The 17,088-nt window shown below is 35.3% G+C and carries 18 protein-coding genes; 9 read left to right on the top strand and 9 right to left on the bottom strand.

Annotated elements, in window-relative coordinates:
• Nucleotides 1-86 precede the first annotated feature (86 nt).
• Nucleotides 87-587, bottom strand: a complete 501-nt coding sequence (locus PSU83_RS07545; protein ID WP_300588478.1) for a metallophosphoesterase family protein — start codon at nucleotides 585-587, stop codon at nucleotides 87-89.
• Nucleotides 588-725: 138 nt separating this feature from the next.
• Here PSU83_RS07545 and truA point away from each other — a divergent pair, with 138 nt between their 5' ends.
• The 3 genes from truA (at nucleotide 726) to lpdA (ending at nucleotide 4,841) form a co-directional block, all read left to right on the top strand.
• Nucleotides 726-1,466, top strand: coding sequence for a tRNA pseudouridine(38-40) synthase TruA (truA, locus tag PSU83_RS07540; RefSeq protein WP_300588476.1), 741 nt, complete (start codon nucleotides 726-728; stop codon nucleotides 1,464-1,466).
• A gap of 60 nt (nucleotides 1,467-1,526) precedes the next feature.
• On the top strand, nucleotides 1,527-3,284 hold the full coding sequence (locus PSU83_RS07535; RefSeq protein WP_300588474.1) for an ABC transporter ATP-binding protein: 1,758 nt from the start codon (nucleotides 1,527-1,529) through the stop codon (nucleotides 3,282-3,284).
• A 168-nt stretch (nucleotides 3,285-3,452) separates the two neighbouring features.
• Nucleotides 3,453-4,841: a dihydrolipoyl dehydrogenase gene (lpdA, locus tag PSU83_RS07530; protein ID WP_300588472.1), complete on the top strand. Its 1,389-nt coding sequence runs from the start codon at nucleotides 3,453-3,455 to the stop codon at nucleotides 4,839-4,841.
• Nucleotides 4,842-5,019: 178 nt separating this feature from the next.
• Here the strand turns inward: lpdA and PSU83_RS07525 are convergent, their stop codons facing one another.
• Nucleotides 5,020-5,862 carry an isoaspartyl peptidase/L-asparaginase gene (locus PSU83_RS07525; RefSeq protein ID WP_300588795.1) on the bottom strand — a complete coding sequence of 281 codons (843 nt, stop codon included), beginning with the start codon at nucleotides 5,860-5,862 and terminating at the stop codon, nucleotides 5,020-5,022.
• A 22-nt stretch (nucleotides 5,863-5,884) separates the two neighbouring features.
• Entirely contained in the window at nucleotides 5,885-6,799 is a 915-nt protein-coding gene (locus PSU83_RS07520) for a cyanophycinase (RefSeq protein WP_300588470.1), read from the bottom strand.
• 136 nt (nucleotides 6,800-6,935) lie between these two features.
• Here PSU83_RS07520 and rluF point away from each other — a divergent pair, with 136 nt between their 5' ends.
• Genes rluF through PSU83_RS07490 form a run of 6 tightly spaced genes read left to right on the top strand, consistent with a single transcriptional unit; the run spans nucleotide 6,936 to nucleotide 12,031 of the window.
• Nucleotides 6,936-7,772 carry a 23S rRNA pseudouridine(2604) synthase RluF gene (rluF, locus tag PSU83_RS07515; RefSeq protein ID WP_300588794.1) on the top strand — a complete coding sequence of 279 codons (837 nt, stop codon included), beginning with the start codon at nucleotides 6,936-6,938 and terminating at the stop codon, nucleotides 7,770-7,772.
• A complete protein-coding gene (gene crcB, locus PSU83_RS07510; RefSeq protein ID WP_300588468.1) occupies nucleotides 7,773-8,144 on the top strand; it encodes a fluoride efflux transporter CrcB in 372 nt (123 codons plus the stop codon).
• A 60-nt stretch (nucleotides 8,145-8,204) separates the two neighbouring features.
• Nucleotides 8,205-9,209 (top strand): bifunctional oligoribonuclease/PAP phosphatase NrnA, encoded by a 1,005-nt coding sequence (locus PSU83_RS07505; RefSeq protein ID WP_300588466.1) that lies wholly within the window; start codon nucleotides 8,205-8,207, stop codon nucleotides 9,207-9,209.
• Between the two features lie 4 nt (nucleotides 9,210-9,213).
• A complete protein-coding gene (gldI, locus tag PSU83_RS07500) occupies nucleotides 9,214-9,789 on the top strand; it encodes a gliding motility-associated peptidyl-prolyl isomerase GldI (RefSeq protein WP_300588464.1) in 576 nt (191 codons plus the stop codon).
• An 11-nt stretch (nucleotides 9,790-9,800) separates the two neighbouring features.
• Nucleotides 9,801-10,940 (top strand): peptidylprolyl isomerase, encoded by a 1,140-nt coding sequence (locus tag PSU83_RS07495; RefSeq protein WP_300588462.1) that lies wholly within the window; start codon nucleotides 9,801-9,803, stop codon nucleotides 10,938-10,940.
• Nucleotides 10,941-10,963: 23 nt separating this feature from the next.
• Nucleotides 10,964-12,031 (top strand): peptidylprolyl isomerase, encoded by a 1,068-nt coding sequence (locus PSU83_RS07490; RefSeq protein WP_300588460.1) that lies wholly within the window; start codon nucleotides 10,964-10,966, stop codon nucleotides 12,029-12,031.
• A 60-nt stretch (nucleotides 12,032-12,091) separates the two neighbouring features.
• On the opposite strand, the gene PSU83_RS07485 is transcribed toward PSU83_RS07490, so the two are convergent.
• The 6 genes from PSU83_RS07485 to PSU83_RS07460 form a co-directional block, all read right to left on the bottom strand.
• Nucleotides 12,092-13,573 (bottom strand): amino acid permease, encoded by a 1,482-nt coding sequence (locus tag PSU83_RS07485; RefSeq protein WP_300588458.1) that lies wholly within the window; start codon nucleotides 13,571-13,573, stop codon nucleotides 12,092-12,094.
• Nucleotides 13,574-13,705: 132 nt separating this feature from the next.
• Entirely contained in the window at nucleotides 13,706-14,479 is a 774-nt protein-coding gene (mazG, locus tag PSU83_RS07480) for a nucleoside triphosphate pyrophosphohydrolase (protein WP_300588456.1), read from the bottom strand.
• Between the two features lie 125 nt (nucleotides 14,480-14,604).
• Nucleotides 14,605-15,117, bottom strand: coding sequence for a DUF5606 domain-containing protein (locus tag PSU83_RS07475; protein WP_300588454.1), 513 nt, complete (start codon nucleotides 15,115-15,117; stop codon nucleotides 14,605-14,607).
• A 114-nt stretch (nucleotides 15,118-15,231) separates the two neighbouring features.
• Complete coding sequence (gene def, locus PSU83_RS07470) at nucleotides 15,232-15,819, bottom strand: peptide deformylase (RefSeq protein WP_300588452.1); 588 nt, start codon at nucleotides 15,817-15,819, stop codon at nucleotides 15,232-15,234.
• Nucleotides 15,820-15,850: 31 nt separating this feature from the next.
• Nucleotides 15,851-16,267, bottom strand: coding sequence for a Holliday junction resolvase RuvX (gene ruvX / locus PSU83_RS07465; protein WP_300588450.1), 417 nt, complete (start codon nucleotides 16,265-16,267; stop codon nucleotides 15,851-15,853).
• Between the two features lie 119 nt (nucleotides 16,268-16,386).
• Nucleotides 16,387-16,986 (bottom strand): META domain-containing protein, encoded by a 600-nt coding sequence (locus PSU83_RS07460; RefSeq protein ID WP_300588448.1) that lies wholly within the window; start codon nucleotides 16,984-16,986, stop codon nucleotides 16,387-16,389.
• Between the last annotated feature and the right edge of the window lie 102 nt (nucleotides 16,987-17,088).

Raw genomic sequence — 17,088 nt, 5'->3', positions numbered from 1 at the left:
TATACTGTCACCATGAGCCTGTCGAAGGGCTTTTATCAACAATTCTTAACAAATAGAAAGTACCTCACAAAACTAAACCATCATAACTAACTTCCTCTATTTCCCAATTCCACAATTTCCAAATTCTGAATTTTGTCGCCATCAACTTCGAAACGAAGCATCGTGCGAACCTGATGAAAACCATGAATTCCACACGCGCCCGGATTCATATGCAATAAATTTAATTTCTTATCAAACTGTACTTTAAGGATGTGTGAATGACCGCAAATAAATAATTTCGGCGGATTACGGATAATTTCTTCTCGTATTGCTTGATTGTATTTTCCGGGATAACCACCAATATGGGTAATCCAAACGTCCACATCTTCACACATAAATCGATTATTCAGTGGGAATTCCATTCGCGCTTTAGCATCATCAATATTTCCATAAACAGCACGCAACGGCTTAATTGATTTCAATGTATCGGTTACAGCCAAATCACCAATATCTCCCGCATGCCAAACTTCATCCGCTTGACGGACATATTTAAGAACTTTTTCATCAAGATAACTGTGGGTATCGGAAAGCAGCAGAATTTTTTTCACTAAGTTAAATGCTTATTAGATGACAAAGTTACGAAGTAATTATTAGGATTATGTTATGATAACTTTACACGGCGACTATACAAAAACTTTGTAACTTTGCGAATAATAAATTTGTTCACTGAAAACTGAAAATTGAACTTGAGATACTTCATCGAATTAGCGTATAAAGGAACAAATTATCACGGTTGGCAAATACAACCTGATTCCGCTTCTATACAAGAAACACTCAACAAAGCCTTGTCAATGTTGCTAAAAACCGATATTGAAAGTATGGGTGCCGGAAGGACCGATAGCGGAGTTCACGCCAAACAAATGTTTGCCCATTTTGATTTCGATGAAGAAATTGATAGCAAACAACTCATTTACAAACTCAATTCTTTTTTACCAAAAGACATCGTGATTTTTGATGTTTTTAAAGTTGCTGATGAAGCACACGCTCGGTTTGATGCGACCAAAAGAACTTATGAATACCAAATACACACTAGGAAAGATGCTTTTGAAAATGACGGAAGCTATCAGTTTAATTTGCCCTTAAATCTTGACAAAATGAATGAGGCTTGCAAACTACTTTTCAAGTATACTGATTTTGAATGTTTTTCTAAAGTACATACCGACGTTAATTCGTTCAACTGTAAAATTGTTGCGGCACATTGGAAGCAAGAAGGAAGCAGAATCATATTCACTATTGCCGCAGATCGATTCTTAAGAAACATGGTTCGGGCTATTGTGGGAACAATGATTAATATAGGTACAGAAAAAATAAGTCTTGCTGATTTTGAAAAAATAATCGAAAGTCAGGATCGAAGTCAAGCCGGATATTCCGTTCCAGCTCACGGTTTATATCTAACAAAAATTGAATATCCCTATTTAAAAGAGTAGTAATATAAAAAAGGAAAATGCAATTAATTATAAAATTGTTTTGTTCCTCCCAATGAAAATATGGAAGTAAAAGCATTCGATACTAATTTATTTAAACGAATATTAAAATACACAAAGCCTTATAAAACAAGGTATTATGGTGTTATTTTATTTGCTTTTTCCTTAGCTTTATTTGCCTCATTACGTCCTTTTTTATTAGAAATAACGGTGGATACCTACATCAAAACTGCTAGTAAATCAGGTTTACTAAAATACGTTGGCATAATGGGAATTATGCTAATCTTAGAAACGCTATCGCAATTCTACTTCGTCTATTGGGCCAATTGGCTCGGACAAGATATTATTAAAGACATCCGCACCAAACTGTTTCGTCACATTCAGACTTTCAGAATGAAATATTTCGATATTTCACCGGTTGGAATGCTCGTAACCCGTTCCGTTTCTGATATTGAACAAATTGCCCGCATTTTCAGTCAAGGACTATTCATGATTTTTAGTGACTTGCTTAAGATGATTGTCTGCCTTTCCGTTATGTTTTGGATGAATTGGCATTTATCAATGATCGTCGTTTTTGCCATGCCGGTTCTGATTTATATTACGCGAATATTTCAACGTAAGATGAAAATTGCTTTTGAAGAAGTTCGAACGCAAGTCAATAACATGAACGTTTTTGTACAAGAACGTGTAACCGGAATGAAAATAGTACAACTTTTCAACCGTGAAAGTATCGAATTGGAGAAGTTCAAGGAAATAAATCAAAAGCACAACAAAGCTTGGATTAAGAATATTTTGTACAACTCCATCTTCTTCCCAATTGCCGATATTATTTCGTCAATCACTCTTGGGGTGATCATTATTTATGGCGGAATGCAGATTGTCAATGGAAATCCATTTACTACTATTGGTCAATTAATATCCTACACCATGTTTATTACGATGTTGTTTAATCCATTACGTCAAATTGCAGATAAATTCAACGAAATGCAGATGGGAATGATTGCGGCAAATCGAGTTTTCGATATTTTAGATTCGGATGAAGAGGTGCAACTTGACGGAAAAAAAGAAGCGACTCATTTTGACGGAAATATTCTTTTTGAAAAGGTTCGTTTCAGTTACATTGACAACGAAGAAGTTCTAAAAGGCATTAATCTAAAAGTAAATGCAGGGGAAACCATTGCCATTGTTGGTGCAACTGGTGCCGGGAAATCAACCATCATAAATTTGCTAAACCGTTTTTACGAAATTAATTCGGGCAATATTTACATCGACAACCAAAACATTAATGATTTCAAATTGGAAAGCTTACGAAAGCAAATAGCCATTGTTTTACAAGATGTTTTTCTGTTTGCCGATACGATTTTTAACAATATAACCCTAAACAATCCTGATATTACGCGGGAAGAAGTGATTCATGCTGCTAAAGAAATTGGCGTGCATAAATTCATTAAAAGTCTACCGGGCGGCTATGATTATGATGTAAAAGAACGCGGTGTGATGCTATCATCTGGGCAACGTCAATTGATTGCTTTTCTACGAGCTTATGTCAGCAATCCCAGTATTTTGATTTTAGATGAAGCAACTTCCTCTATTGATACCTACAGTGAAGAATTGATTCAGAAGGCTACCATTACGATTACCAAAGGACGTACTTCTATAGTAATTGCCCACCGACTGGCAACGATTATGAACGCTGATAAAATAATTGTAATGGATAAAGGCGAAATTGTTGAAGAAGGTTCGCACCAAGAATTACTAGCCAAAACAGATGGGTATTACAAAAAATTATACGACGCACAGTTTGCTACGGAAGTTGGATAAATTTTAAAATAAATCCTTAAATTCGCAGTCTCAAATAACAAAAAAATTTTATAGATCTCGCACGGGCTTTAGCGACTGCATTAAACCTATAAAGAAACAAATAAAAACATTGAAATGACACTAGCGAAAGCGACTGCATTTTTACATTAAATAAATAATTACGAAAAAATGAAATACAATATTATTGTTTTAGGAAGTGGTCCAGGCGGTTATGTTACTGCAATTCGTGCCTCGCAATTAGGTTTTAAAGTAGCCATAATCGAAAAAGAAAGTCTTGGTGGCGTTTGTTTAAATTGGGGCTGTATTCCAACAAAAGCGCTTTTAAAATCAGCACAGGTTTTTGATTACCTAAAGCATGCTTCTGATTATGGATTAACCATAAAAGAATTTGACAAAGATTTCTCTGCTGTTGTAAAACGTTCTAGAGATGTTGCTGACGGAATGAGCAAAGGAGTTCAATTCTTAATGAAGAAAAATAAAATCGACGTTATCGATGGTTTTGGAAAACTGAAACCAGGTAAGAAAGTTGACGTTACTGATAAAGACAAAAAAGTTACTGAATATTCCGCAGATCATATCATCATAGCAACTGGCGCACGTTCTCGTGAATTGCCAAACTTGCCGCAAGATGGTGTAAAAGTTATTGGTTACAGACAAGCAATGACATTACCCACACAACCTAAGAAAATGATTGTAGTAGGTTCGGGTGCTATTGGAGTTGAGTTTGCTCATTTTTATAACGCCATGGGAACGGAAGTAACTATCGTTGAATTTATGCCAAATATTGTTCCGGTGGAAGACGAGGATATTTCAAAACAAATGGAACGTTCTATGAAAAAAGCAGGCATTACTATTATGACGAATGCTTCGGTAGAAAGAATTGACACTTCGGGTAAAGGCGTAAAAGCATTTGTAAAAACAGCTAAAGGTGAAGAAATTCTAGAAGCTGACATTTTACTTTCGGCTGTTGGAATCAAAACAAATATCGAAAATATTGGACTAGAAGAAGTGGGCATCAAAACTGATAAAGATAAAATTTTAGTGGATTCATTCTCACAAACAAACGTTCCGGGGTATTACGCTATTGGTGATGTTACTCCAGGACAAGCGTTGGCACACGTTGCTTCGGCTGAAGGAATTAATTGCGTGGAGAAAATCAAAGGCTTGCACGTTGATCCAATTGATTATGGAAACGTTCCGGGATGTACCTATGCTACTCCTGAAATCGCTTCTGTTGGTTTAACCGAAAAACAAGCTAAGGAAAAAGGATACGAATTGAAAATTGGAAAATTCCCGTTCACGGCTTCAGGAAAAGCGAAAGCTGCTGGAACGCCAGACGGATTTGTGAAAGTAATTTTTGATGCCAAATATGGAGAATGGTTAGGATGCCACATGATTGGTGCCGGTGTTACTGATATGATTGCAGAAGCCGTTGTAGCTCGTAAACTGGAAACTACTGGACATGAAATCCTAAAATCAATCCATCCGCACCCCACAATGAGTGAAGCGGTTATGGAAGCAGTTGCCGATGCTTATGGCGAAGTGATTCACTTGTAATACAAGAATATTATAAAATTTAAATCCCATTCGAAAGAGTGGGATTTTTTTTATTCAGGAGCGCAATGTCTGTCGTTCTTAGAACAGTCGTCCCGCTTTCCGCACTACACGGTAGTTGCTGCAATCGGGGCTAAATTTGGAATATTCTACTTCATTAGAACTATGCTAAAGTCTATTTTCAATCAAAAACTTCCTCATTCTCGCCATCAAAACTGGCAAAAACCATACTTGGATGAGAATCCTGATGAAAAATATTTCCTTTGCTATCGATAGCGATTGCTCCAGCAAAACCATCAAAAGGGAGTAACTCTGTAAATGTTTTTTCGAATGCTTTTTCTAAACTGAATCCATCGGTGACACGAGTTACAATTTTGGCGGCTACTGCTCCGCTTACAATATCTTCACCGACACCAGTTAAACTTACGCCACAAAATTCGTTAGCATAATTCCCAGCAACGGTAGCCGAATCAGAAATTCTTCCTGCAATTTCAAAGCCTTTTCCGCCTGTTGAAGTTCCAGCCGCAATTTTCCCTTCGTTATCCAATGCTACACAACCAACAGTTCCAATACGGGTTGCGGCAAGTTTAGCTTCAAACTCGGAACGACGTTGTGGAATTTCAGTAGAAAACTTCTCAAAACCATAGTGTCTGGCGAAGTTAGTTGCTCCGCTTCCACCCAAAACTTTATCCTCTTCATTTTGTAAAACTTGAGCCACCTGAATTGGATTTTTTACTTCTTCAATATTGATTACACCACTCATTTTCATCGTAGAACCATCCATCAAAGAAGCACTCATTCTGATTTTTCCATCGCTCTGAATTTGGGAACCAATTCCTGCATTGAACAAATCATCATCTTCCAAAAGAGAAACGGCATAAACCACAGTTTCTAAAGCAGTATGTGTTTTCAGATAATCATACGATTCCTTTACAATACGAAGCAACGCTTGCTGTTTAGCAACTTTAGTTTCGTGATTGGTTGATGATTCAGAGAAAAATCCGCCGTGTATGATTACTTTCATCATAATGTATAATTGAGTTTTTCTAAACTACTCTTCCTTCGCTGATATCGCTTTCGTCAAAGCTCGGAGTATATTGAGAAGATTTGATCGTCATTTTAAATGTACTAAGGTCAAAAGTATCATGAATACTCATAACATGCGTCACTAAATGATTGATTGATATTGGATGTCCTAACTCGACCTGCGTCAAATTAGTATCCTTAATTTCTCTACCATCAACAAGAATTACAAGTCCAGAGCCAATAGCTTCCATCTTCGTATTATTGGTAATCAATAAACCTGTATCTTCTCCCAGACCAATTCCAAGTACTTTGGGATTCCCAACAACCGACTGAAACAAACGCCCAATTCTTCCACGTTGAACGAAATGCGTATCAATAATAACACCATCTATCAAGCCTAAACCTGATGTGATTTTTACTTCACCTTTCAACAATGCTTCACTGCTGCTTCCTTGATAAATCATATTATTAGAGGCAGCGGCGGCTCCGGCAGAAGTTCCTGCATATACGAAATCTTCGTTGTGGTATTTATATAATAAAAGGTCATGAAATGGAGTTCCTCCTAAAATAGAAGTCAATCGCAATTGGTCTCCGCCAGTAAACATAACCACATCCGCTGCTTTCAAACGAGCTAGTACTTCAGGATCAGAAGCTTGTTCGCGACGTTCAATATTCAAAACATCGGCATTGTCCGCGCCTAAATAATGTAGCGCTTTTACATATTCTGGTCCAATTTCTTTTGGAATTTTAGATGCCGTTGTAATTACTTCAATACGAGAAGCACCTTTATGTTTAGATTCGTCAATAATTCTTTTTAAAATTCCAGCTTCAAAAAAATTTAAATTCTTCGCCGCACTTTTATCTAAATCTGTCTCAGTAAAACTGCCTTTGTCAACAGCACCACCAATTATAATTAGTTTTCCTTGTATATTCATGTGGGTAAAAATAACAAAATCTAACTAGTTACAATTTTTTTTATCATTTTTTTGACTGCTTTTATTAACTGACTTATTAAGAATTGGATTTACTTCTAATAAAATGCAAATCCTCAAAATGTCTTATATTTGCCAAATGGAAACCAATCAAACACGCATCAATAAATTTCTTTCGGAATCGGGTTATTGTTCCCGCCGTGAGGCCGATAAGTTATTGGAAGATGGACGAATTACCATTAACGGAGTTGTTCCAGAAATGGGTACAAAAGTTTCTTTGAATGATGAAGTGCGTGTTGATGGAAAATTGATTCGTGAAAAAAGACAAAAACACATTTATCTAGCGTTCAATAAACCTATCGGAATTGAATGCACCACAAATCAAAATGTTAGGGATAATATTGTAGATTACATTAATTATCCTACACGTATTTTTCCAATTGGACGATTGGACAAAGCTAGTGAAGGCTTAATTTTTATGACGGATGACGGCGATATTGTAAACAAAATTCTGCGTGCCCGAAACAACCACGAAAAAGAATATATTGTTACCGTTGACCGACCGATTACCGATACATTCATTGAAAAAATGGGAAATGGTGTGCCAATATTAGATACCGTTACTAAAAAATGTAAAGTGGAACAAATCAGTAAATTCGTGTTCAAAATTATTCTGACGCAAGGATTAAACCGTCAAATTCGTAGAATGTGTGAATACTTAGATTATGAAGTTGTGGCACTCAAAAGAACGCGTATCATCAACATTTCCTTGGACATTCATGTGGGAAGATACCGAGAATTAACTTCAGATGAAATCGAACAGTTGAACAAACTCATTGAACCATCCAGTAAAACGGAAGAAGCCAGTTTACCAAAAGTTACTAGTTTGAGCGGAAATGACAACTTCAGTGGAAATTCACATAAGACAAAGAAGATAATTCCAAATACTAATCCGAAAATAAACCGCAAATTCTAAATGTTAAAAACGATTTTATATATCGCAATTGGTGGTGCAATTGGCAGCGTACTTCGTTTTCTAACTACACTTTTAGTTTCTAAATACTGGTCGAATAATTTTCCGTTGGCGACATTTATTGCCAATGTAATCGGCTGTTTTTTAATTGGGCTATTTGTGGGCTATTTGACCAAAAATCAGTTGCAAGAAAGTACTTTAAAATGGTTTTTAGTTACCGGATTGTGTGGTGGTTTCACCACTTTTTCTGCTTTTGGAATGGAAAATTATGATCTGTTTCAAAATAATAATTCCCTACTCGCTTTTGGCTATATTGCGCTAAGCATTAGTATCGGGCTTTTTGCGGTTTGGTTTGGGCTTTTTGTTTCCAAATAAATCTTAAAATCTGCTTAATCTGTCCTATCGGTATCTCATTTTTTAGTACTTTCGCCACCTATGAAAGAAGAAGATATTATTCTGGCAAAAAAATTATTGGCTACACCCAAAAAAATAGCTATTATTCCACACCGAAGCCCAGATGGCGATGCTATGGGATCTACATTGGCACTATATCATTTTCTGTTAAAATTGAAGCACCAGCCTGTCGTAATTTCGCCTAATGATTTTCCAGATTTCTTAGCTTGGTTACCTAGTTCGGAAACGGTATTAATTTATGAGAATGACAAAGAAAATTGCACTAAAGTTTTAAATGATTCTGAGCTGGTTTTTACATTAGATTTCAATGCGTTACACAGAACGGGTGAAATGGAACACGTTTTAAATAAGCTAACCGTTCCTATGATCATGATTGATCATCACCAAAAACCGAGTACATATGCCACAGTAACTTATTCCGACACTTCAATTGGGTCGACTTGTGAAATGATTTATAATTTCATTTTGTATTTAGATAAAAAAGAGCTGTTAGATAAAACTATAGCGACTTGCATTTATACCGGAATCACAACTGATTCAGGTTCGTTTCGATTTCCATCGACAACAAGTAAAACCCACCGAATTGTTGCTGAATTAATTGATTTGGGAATTCACAACAGTGAAATCCACAACCAACTTTTTGACGATAACTCATACAACAGATTACAACTTCTTGGAAGAGCATTACAAAACATGAAAGTTTTTCCGAAGTTTAAAACGTCTTATACCACGCTTGCACAGACAGAATTGGATGAATTTCACTATCAAAAAGGCGATACGGAAGGAATTGTAAATTATGGACTAAGTATAAAAGGCATCCATTTTGCCGCAATTTTTATCGAACATCGCGATGAAAACATTATCAAAATTTCGTTCCGTTCGCAAGGTAATTTTGATGTCAATCAATTTGCCAGAGAACATTTCAATGGTGGCGGACACATCAATGCAGCTGGAGGAAAATCGCATGAAAGCATGAAAGCGACACTGAATAAATTTGAAGATTTAATTTCTAAAATATCGATTTAAGAATATGAAAAACACATCTATATTATTACTGCTTTTTGTAGTTTTTATCACTTTTATAAGTTGTAAACAACAACAAGCACGAATGCCGATTTCAAGATCATCAGGAACTTTCTTGAAAGAATCAGCAGTGCGAACTAAAAAGCTGGTTGCTGGAGAAGAAGGTAAAATTGATTCCATCATCAAAAGCAATCCGCAGATAAAATACATGGCATCCAAAAAAGGATATTGGTACCATTACGAAGCTAGAAATGAAAAAGACACGATTCGTCCAAAAAAAGGCGACGTAGCACAATTTGATTATGAAATTCAAGATATAAAAGGAAACGTATTGTATTCTGAAGTCGAATTGCGTCCGCAAACGTATATTGTTGACAAGCAAAATATCATTATGGGATTACGCGACGGAATTAAATTAATGCGGAAAAACGAAAAAGTAACGTTTCTTTTTCCCTCACACATGGCCTACGGTTATCGTGGTGATACTAAGTTAATTAAAAGTAACCAGCCTATAATTTGCAAGGTTATATTGCATGATTTCAAACCACAAGAAAAAGCTACAACACAAATAAAAACTGAATAATTATACTAAAAATGACTAAAAAGATTTGTCTTTTATTAACCGCGTTATCACTTTGCCTAACTTCTTGCAAAGACGAATATAAAGATTTGAAAGATGGTTTATATGCCGAAATTGTAACTTCAAAAGGAACTATACTAGCCGAACTTGATTATCAAAAAGTTCCCGTAATGGTGGCCAATTTTGTTACTCTTGCAGAAGGAAAAAACCAATTTGTATCAAAAGAATTAAAAGGAAAACCATTTTTTGACGGATTAAAATTCCACAGAGTTATTTCTAAAACGAATGGTGATGCGGAGGATTTTATGATACAGACTGGCGATCCGTTGGGTAATGGTTCTGGTGATGCAGGATATAAAATCAGCGATCAAATTACTGATTTAACACATGACAAACCGGGTATTTTGTCTATGGCTAATTCGGGCCCAAATACCAACAGTAGTCAGTTTTTCATTACTTTGGTTCCGACACCTTGGTTGGACGGAAAACATACTGTTTTCGGTACTGTTGTTAACGAAGACGGAATGAAAATTGCTAATTCGATTGTTAAAAACGATGACATTATAAAAATTACCGTCATCAGAAAAGGAGAAGCCGTTAAGAAATTTGATGCGGTAAAGGTTTTCAATGATTACTTCAAAGCTGCTGCAGAAAACCAAAAGAAAGAAGCGGCACTTTCTGCTCAAATGAAAATGGAATATGATTCAAAATACAAACCTGTTAAGGAAAGTAAAGTTGCGTATTTGAGTAATTTAAAAAAAGCTGCGACAAAAACTCCATCCGGATTTCAATACAACGTTATTCTTAAATCCACTAAAGATAAACCAAAAGATGGTCAAACAGTCTATATTGAATACTCCGGATTTTTAGAGGACGGAACACTTTTTGATACGAGCAGTCCCAATGTTGCAAAACAATTTGGAGTCTTTAACGAAAATCGAGCTCGAGATAATGGATATTCATCTTTACCTTATGTTATGGGTTCCAACAAAATGATACCAGGTTTTATTGAAGGATTGAGCAAACTGAGGATGGGTGAAAAGGCTTTATTCTTTATACCTTCCAACCTGGGTTATGGCGAACAAGGTGCCGGAGAAGTAATTCCTCCAAATGCCAATCTGATTTTTGAAGTAGAAGTAAAAAGTAAATTATAATAACAATAAATAAATAATAAATCATGAAAATTAAATTCAACATTCTTCTTTTGATTTGTCTTGGTGTCATGAGTGCTACTGCACAAACATCCAAAAAACCTATTAAAAAACCTGTTGCCAAGTCAATTGTAAAACCTGCTGTAAAGGTTTCAAATGACCAAGGCATATTTGCCGACATTGAGAGTTCGAAAGGAAAAATAACTGTAAGATTAGAATATCAAAAAACACCAATTACGGTAGCGAACTTCATTTCTTTAGCCGAAGGAACCAACACATTTGTAACAGATGAAAAATTCAAAGGCAAACATTTTTATGACGGACTAAAATTTCACAGAGTTATTCCAGATTTTATGATTCAAGGTGGAGATCCTGCCGGAAATGGCTCAAGTGGTCCTGGTTATGCTTTCAAAGATGAATTTTCAGATGATAAATTTGATGGTCCTGGAATTTTAGCCATGGCAAACTCAGGTCCAAAAACGAATGGCTCTCAATTTTTTATTACACACAAAGACACCCAATGGTTAACTGGTAAACATACTATTTTTGGACACGTTATAAGTGGTCAAGACGTAGTTAATGCTATTGTACAAGATGATATAATTACTAAAATTACAATCGTGAGAAAAGGTGCTGATGCGAACAAATTTGACGCAGTAAAAACCTTTGTTGACTACATGAATAATAAATCTGGTGATGATGCAAAAGAAGCTCAAGAAAAAGCTAAAATAAGTGCTGCAGCCTTAAAAGAATTTGAAGCTGGAAAAACGACTGCCAGCGGAATAAAATACATTGTTCTTAAAGAAGGTACAGGAAATATGCCTGTTGCAACAAGTAATGTAAAAGTACATTATACTGGAAGTTTTGCTGATGGTAAAATATTTGACAGCAGTGTTCAAAGAGGGGAACCTATTGACTTCCCATTAAATCAAGTAATTCCAGGATGGACTGAAGGCGTTCAATTGATGAAAGAAGGTGCAAAGTACAAATTCTACATTCCTTATAATTTAGCTTACGGAGTACAAGGACGTGGACCAATTCCTCCTAAAACAGATTTGATTTTTGAAGTAGAATTGCTAAAAATCAATCCATAATACAAGCAAAAGTATAGTAAAAAAAAATCCCGATTCTAAGTCTAGAATCGGGACTTTTTTTTATTTCTCATTTTTATTTAGAAACAGATAATAAACTGGAATTCCTAATGCTACAATTCCGAGTCCTAAACCAGTGCTCAATGTATCATTAATAAGTAAAGCAATACAAATTAATGTTGTTACAATAATATATAAAGCGGGAATTAAAGGATATCCAAAAGCTTTATAGGGTCTTTCTGCATTGGGTTCTTTTTTTCGAAGGATAAAAATTCCGTAAATAGTTAAGATGTAAAACAGCAATGAGGCGAAAGTTGCATAAGTTAACAAAGCACCATATTTTCCAGAAGAACAAAGTACACAAGCCCAAATGCATTGCATCCAAAGCGCTTTCGCTGGAACATCATGTTTATTTAATTCTCCTGCTTGTTTGAAGAACAGACTGTCTTTCGCCATGGCGTAAAATAATCTTCCTCCAGATAAAATCAATCCGCTGTTACATCCAAAAGTGGAAATCATAATTAATGCGGCCATTGCAAAAACACCAACATTCCCCATGATCATATTGGCTGCAGCGGTACCTACTCTATCTTGGGCCGCAAACATAATCCCGTTATCTGTAACCGACCCATCTAAAGCTCCGTTTAAAGGTAAAAGTGCCAAATAAGCAATATTTGCCAAAATATAAATTACCGTAACAATCAAAGTTCCTAGAAATAAACTTCTTGGAATATTCTTTTTTGGATCTTTAATTTCTCCTGCAATAAAGGTTACATTATTCCACGCATCACTTGAAAACAAAGAGTTGATGATTGTGGCACCAATCGCTCCAGCCAAAGCAATTCCGGTTAATTTAGTTACAGTTACCGTTTTTGTGGTTTCGTCTAAAACCGTTTTACTGGCTTCCCATGTATTTGTAAAGTTATTCGAAAAAGTATCGGTATGAAATCCAATATACAATCCGAAAGCAATTAAAGCAAACAACGCAATTAGCTTAGCCGATGTAAAAACCAATTGAATTACTTTTCCACTTTTTACACCTTTTGTATTAATATAAGTTAGCAATATGATACTAAACATTGCTAAAATTTGGCTGTTTTTAAAGACAAAAAAATCGCCAACCTTGAAAATTTCATCTTGCAAAATCGGAAAAAATACTGCGGTATAATTAGCAAAAGTAACCGCCACCGCTGCAATAACTCCCGTTTGAATTACAGTAAAAACCGTCCAACCATAAAGAAAAGAAGCCAGTTTCCCGTAGGCTCTTTGGATGTAAACAAATTGTCCTCCGGCAGTTGGCATCATTCCAGCTAATTCGCCATAACTCAAAGCAGCTGACATTGTTAATAATCCTGTGATTACCCAAGTAATTAAAATCCATGCAGCCGAACCTAAATCGCGCGCCATATAAACGGTTACGATAAAGATTCCGGAACCTATCATAGAACCGGCGACAATACTTGTAGCATCGATTAATCCTAAGGAGCGTTGTAAATGGTGACCCGAGCCTTCTGGGTGAACTGACGTAGTAGTTTCTTCAGACATAAATTGGTTTAAGTTGATTAGTTGCTTTCAAATATATGGAAATAGATGTTAAATTTTAGATTTTCAGACAATAGAAAAATCTACTACCTAAATATCTGAAAATCTGCGAATCTACTTAGTGCTAACTACTTTCTATAATTTCTTCGCTTCGTTCCAAAAAACGTCCATCTCTGCTAGCGTCATATCCATTAATGGCTTTCCGAGTTCGCTGGCTTTACTTTCTAAATACATAAATCGTTTGATGAATTTTTTATTAGTGCGTTCCAAAGCGTCTTCCGGATTTACCTTTAGAAATCGGGCATAATTAATCATGGAGAATAATACATCTCCAAATTCTGCTTCTATTTTATCTTGATCACCCGCCTCAACCTCAACTTGCAGTTCTTGTAATTCTTCTTGGACTTTATCCCAAACCTGATGCGATTCTTCCCAATCAAACCCAACTCCTTTTACTTTGTCTTGAATTCGGCTTGCTTTTACTAATGCTGGTAAACTTTTCGGAACGCCTTCTAATACCGATTTCTTTCCTTCTTTGAGTTTGAGCTTTTCCCAGTTTTGCTTTACTTCTTCTTCATCTGCAACGACAACATCGCCGTAAATATGGGGGTGACGGTGAATCAATTTATCGCAGATTTCGTTACACACATCCGCCATATCAAAATCGTTGGTTTCGCTTCCGATTTTGGCATAAAAAACAATGTGCAACAACAAATCACCTAATTCTTTTTTGATTTCCTGCAGATTATTATCTAGAATGGCATCGCCTAATTCGTAAGTTTCTTCAATGGTAAGATGACGAAGACTTTCAAGCGTTTGCTTTTTATCCCAAGGACATTTTTCACGCAAATCGTCCATAATATCTAGTAGTCTGCAGAAAGCATCGAGTTGCTGTTGACGTTTGTTCATATTGAAAGTGTAAGGTTAACTTTAGAGAAAAGCCCTTCGACTGCGCTCAGGGTGACATCGTAAAAATAAAAAAATCCTATCGCTGAAATCAGCAATAGGATTTATATTTATTAGAAAGTAATTAACTATTTTTTAGCTTTCGGCTTAGCTTCTTTCTTTTCTTTTACTTCCTTTGGTTCTTTAGTTTCTTTAGTCTTAACTTCTTTTACCACTTGTTCTTTTACTTCTTCGGCGCTTTCTACTTTTGGTTCTTCTTTAGAAACCAATCCCTTTGCTTGAAGAATATTATACCAGTTCAATAATTTTTTGATGTCAGAAGCATATACTCTGTCTTCATCATAATCGGGTAAAATTTCTTTGAAGTAAGCGATTAACTTAACATTATCATCTTTATGAGAAACAGCAGTCGGTCCTTCATTTTCTTTGACAGCAATTGCTCTCATGATTTCAACTAATGGTTTTTCTTCAGTATAAGTGTACATTGAAATTTCAGAAAGTAAACTAACATTACTTCTCAATCCCACTGTGATTTTTTTTCCATCTAATAATGATTCTGCTAAAAAGCCGGAGCGCGTTTGGACTTTTAATTCGAATAAGCCTGGTTTTCCGGCAATGGCTAATATTTTTTCTACATTCATATTTTAGTATAATTTATGGGACAAATATATATATTTCAAAAATCAATATCAATATCAATTTTAAAAAGCAGTATTATTTAGATTGTTATTGCTTTTTGAAATTGTTACTAAAAACTACCTTCCTTTTTTATTGGCAAATTTCATTCGGTAATCAGGAAAAGCTTTACCATCCATGATGTTTTGCAGTTTCTTTTTGATTAATGTTTTTTTCAGCATCGAAATTTTATCGGTAAACAAAACTCCTTGTATATGATCGTATTCGTGCTGTATAACTCTGGCAATCAAACCATCAAAAATTTCTGTTTTTCTAACGAAATCTTCTTCACAATATTCAATTGTAATTCTTTCGTTTCTGACCACGTCTTCGCGAACATCAGGAATACTTAAACAACCTTCATTAAATCCCCATTCATCGCCATCTTCGGCAAGCATTTTGGCATTCATGAATGTTTTTTTGAAGTTTTTCAACTGCGCCTGCTCTTCTTTTGATAAATTATCGCTATCGCTGAAAGGTTCTGTATCTATAACAAATAATCGGATTGCCATACCAACTTGTGGTGCGGCCAATCCTACGCCATAAGCATTGTACATTGTATCATACATATTGGTGATGATCTCTTTTAGATTCGGGTGATCGGGAGTGATTTCCGTTGCCACTTGTCGCAAAACAGGTTCGCCATAACCGTAAATAGGAATAATCATTTCTGAATTTTTTTTTGCAAAAATAAGGAAATTAAATCATTTTTCGGGTCAAATAATCTTGAAGCAAAATTGTTGCTGCAATTTCGTCAATCAATCCTTTATTTTGGCGTTGTTTCTTTTTGAGTCCACTGTCAATCATCGTCTGACGAGCCATTTTTGAAGTAAATCGTTCGTCCACTCTGTCAATAGGCATTTTTGGAAAAGCCATTTTAAAATCCGCTACAAATTTTTCGATTACTGCTGTACTTTCAGAAGGTGTTCCATTCATTTGTTTTGGTTCACCAATTAAAACCTTTGCGACCGTTTCTTTTGAAAAATACTCTTTTAAAAATGTGATCGTGGTAGTTGATGGCACCGTAGTTAAGCCCGAAGCAATAATTTGCAATTCATCGGTAACAGCAATTCCCGTTCGTTTAAATCCGTAATCTATAGCAAGGATTCTTGGCATCTTGAATGATTATTTTTACTTTGTACAGTTCGACTTTATAAGATTTAGTGACAAAGATACTTAAAGATTTTAAAAAAAAATCCTTGTGATGTACAAGGATTGTCTAAATAAATACTCGTTTATTTGATAGCTTCAAATTTTGCTATTGCTTTTTTACCCATGTGAAGATGGAGCATTTTACCCTCTATCATATAATTATCTGTTTTTTGTAGATTATTGAAAAAATTTCTTTCAACATCCATGTTTTCACAAGCCATTCTTGTAGAAATAACATTAGTAAATCCTAATTTAGTAGTTGATTTCATAAAATAATTTCCAGAGATTTTATTACAACCGACAAAAGCCTTAAACGTACCGCTCTTAGAATCAAAATTGATAAAATAATCACGTTTAGTAGTTTTCGCTACAGTCTTTCCGTTTAATTCAACCAGTTCCCATTTAGTTTCTGCTAAGGGAAATTTTCCTTTTTCTCCTGAGATAACTGTAGTTGTTTCCGAAATTTTGTTTGGTAATTTAACATTGGATTTAGCATCAGAAGAATCAACTTGTGTTGAAACCGTATCTGAAACATAACTTAGCGTATCTTTTGCAGTAATGCTATCTTGTTGAATGGCAGTAGAATCAATAAACGTATCTGAACTTTCAGTAGTGGTATCGTTGTTTTTGCAACTAACGAAACCAAGAAATAAAATCGCAATCGTAAAATAAATGTTTTTCATAATAAAGTTTTATAGGTTATATGGGGCAAAAGTAAAGTAAGTACTTTTTAAAAAATTATACAATTTTTACTATTGCTTATATAATAGCATGCTTTATTTTCT

Origin of the sequence: Flavobacterium sp., assembly GCF_029945805.1 — a bacterium.
GTDB lineage: Bacteria > Bacteroidota > Bacteroidia > Flavobacteriales > Flavobacteriaceae > Flavobacterium.
The sequence above is the reverse complement of the archived record's forward strand: the minus strand, read 5'-3'. Positions and strand labels throughout refer to the sequence as shown.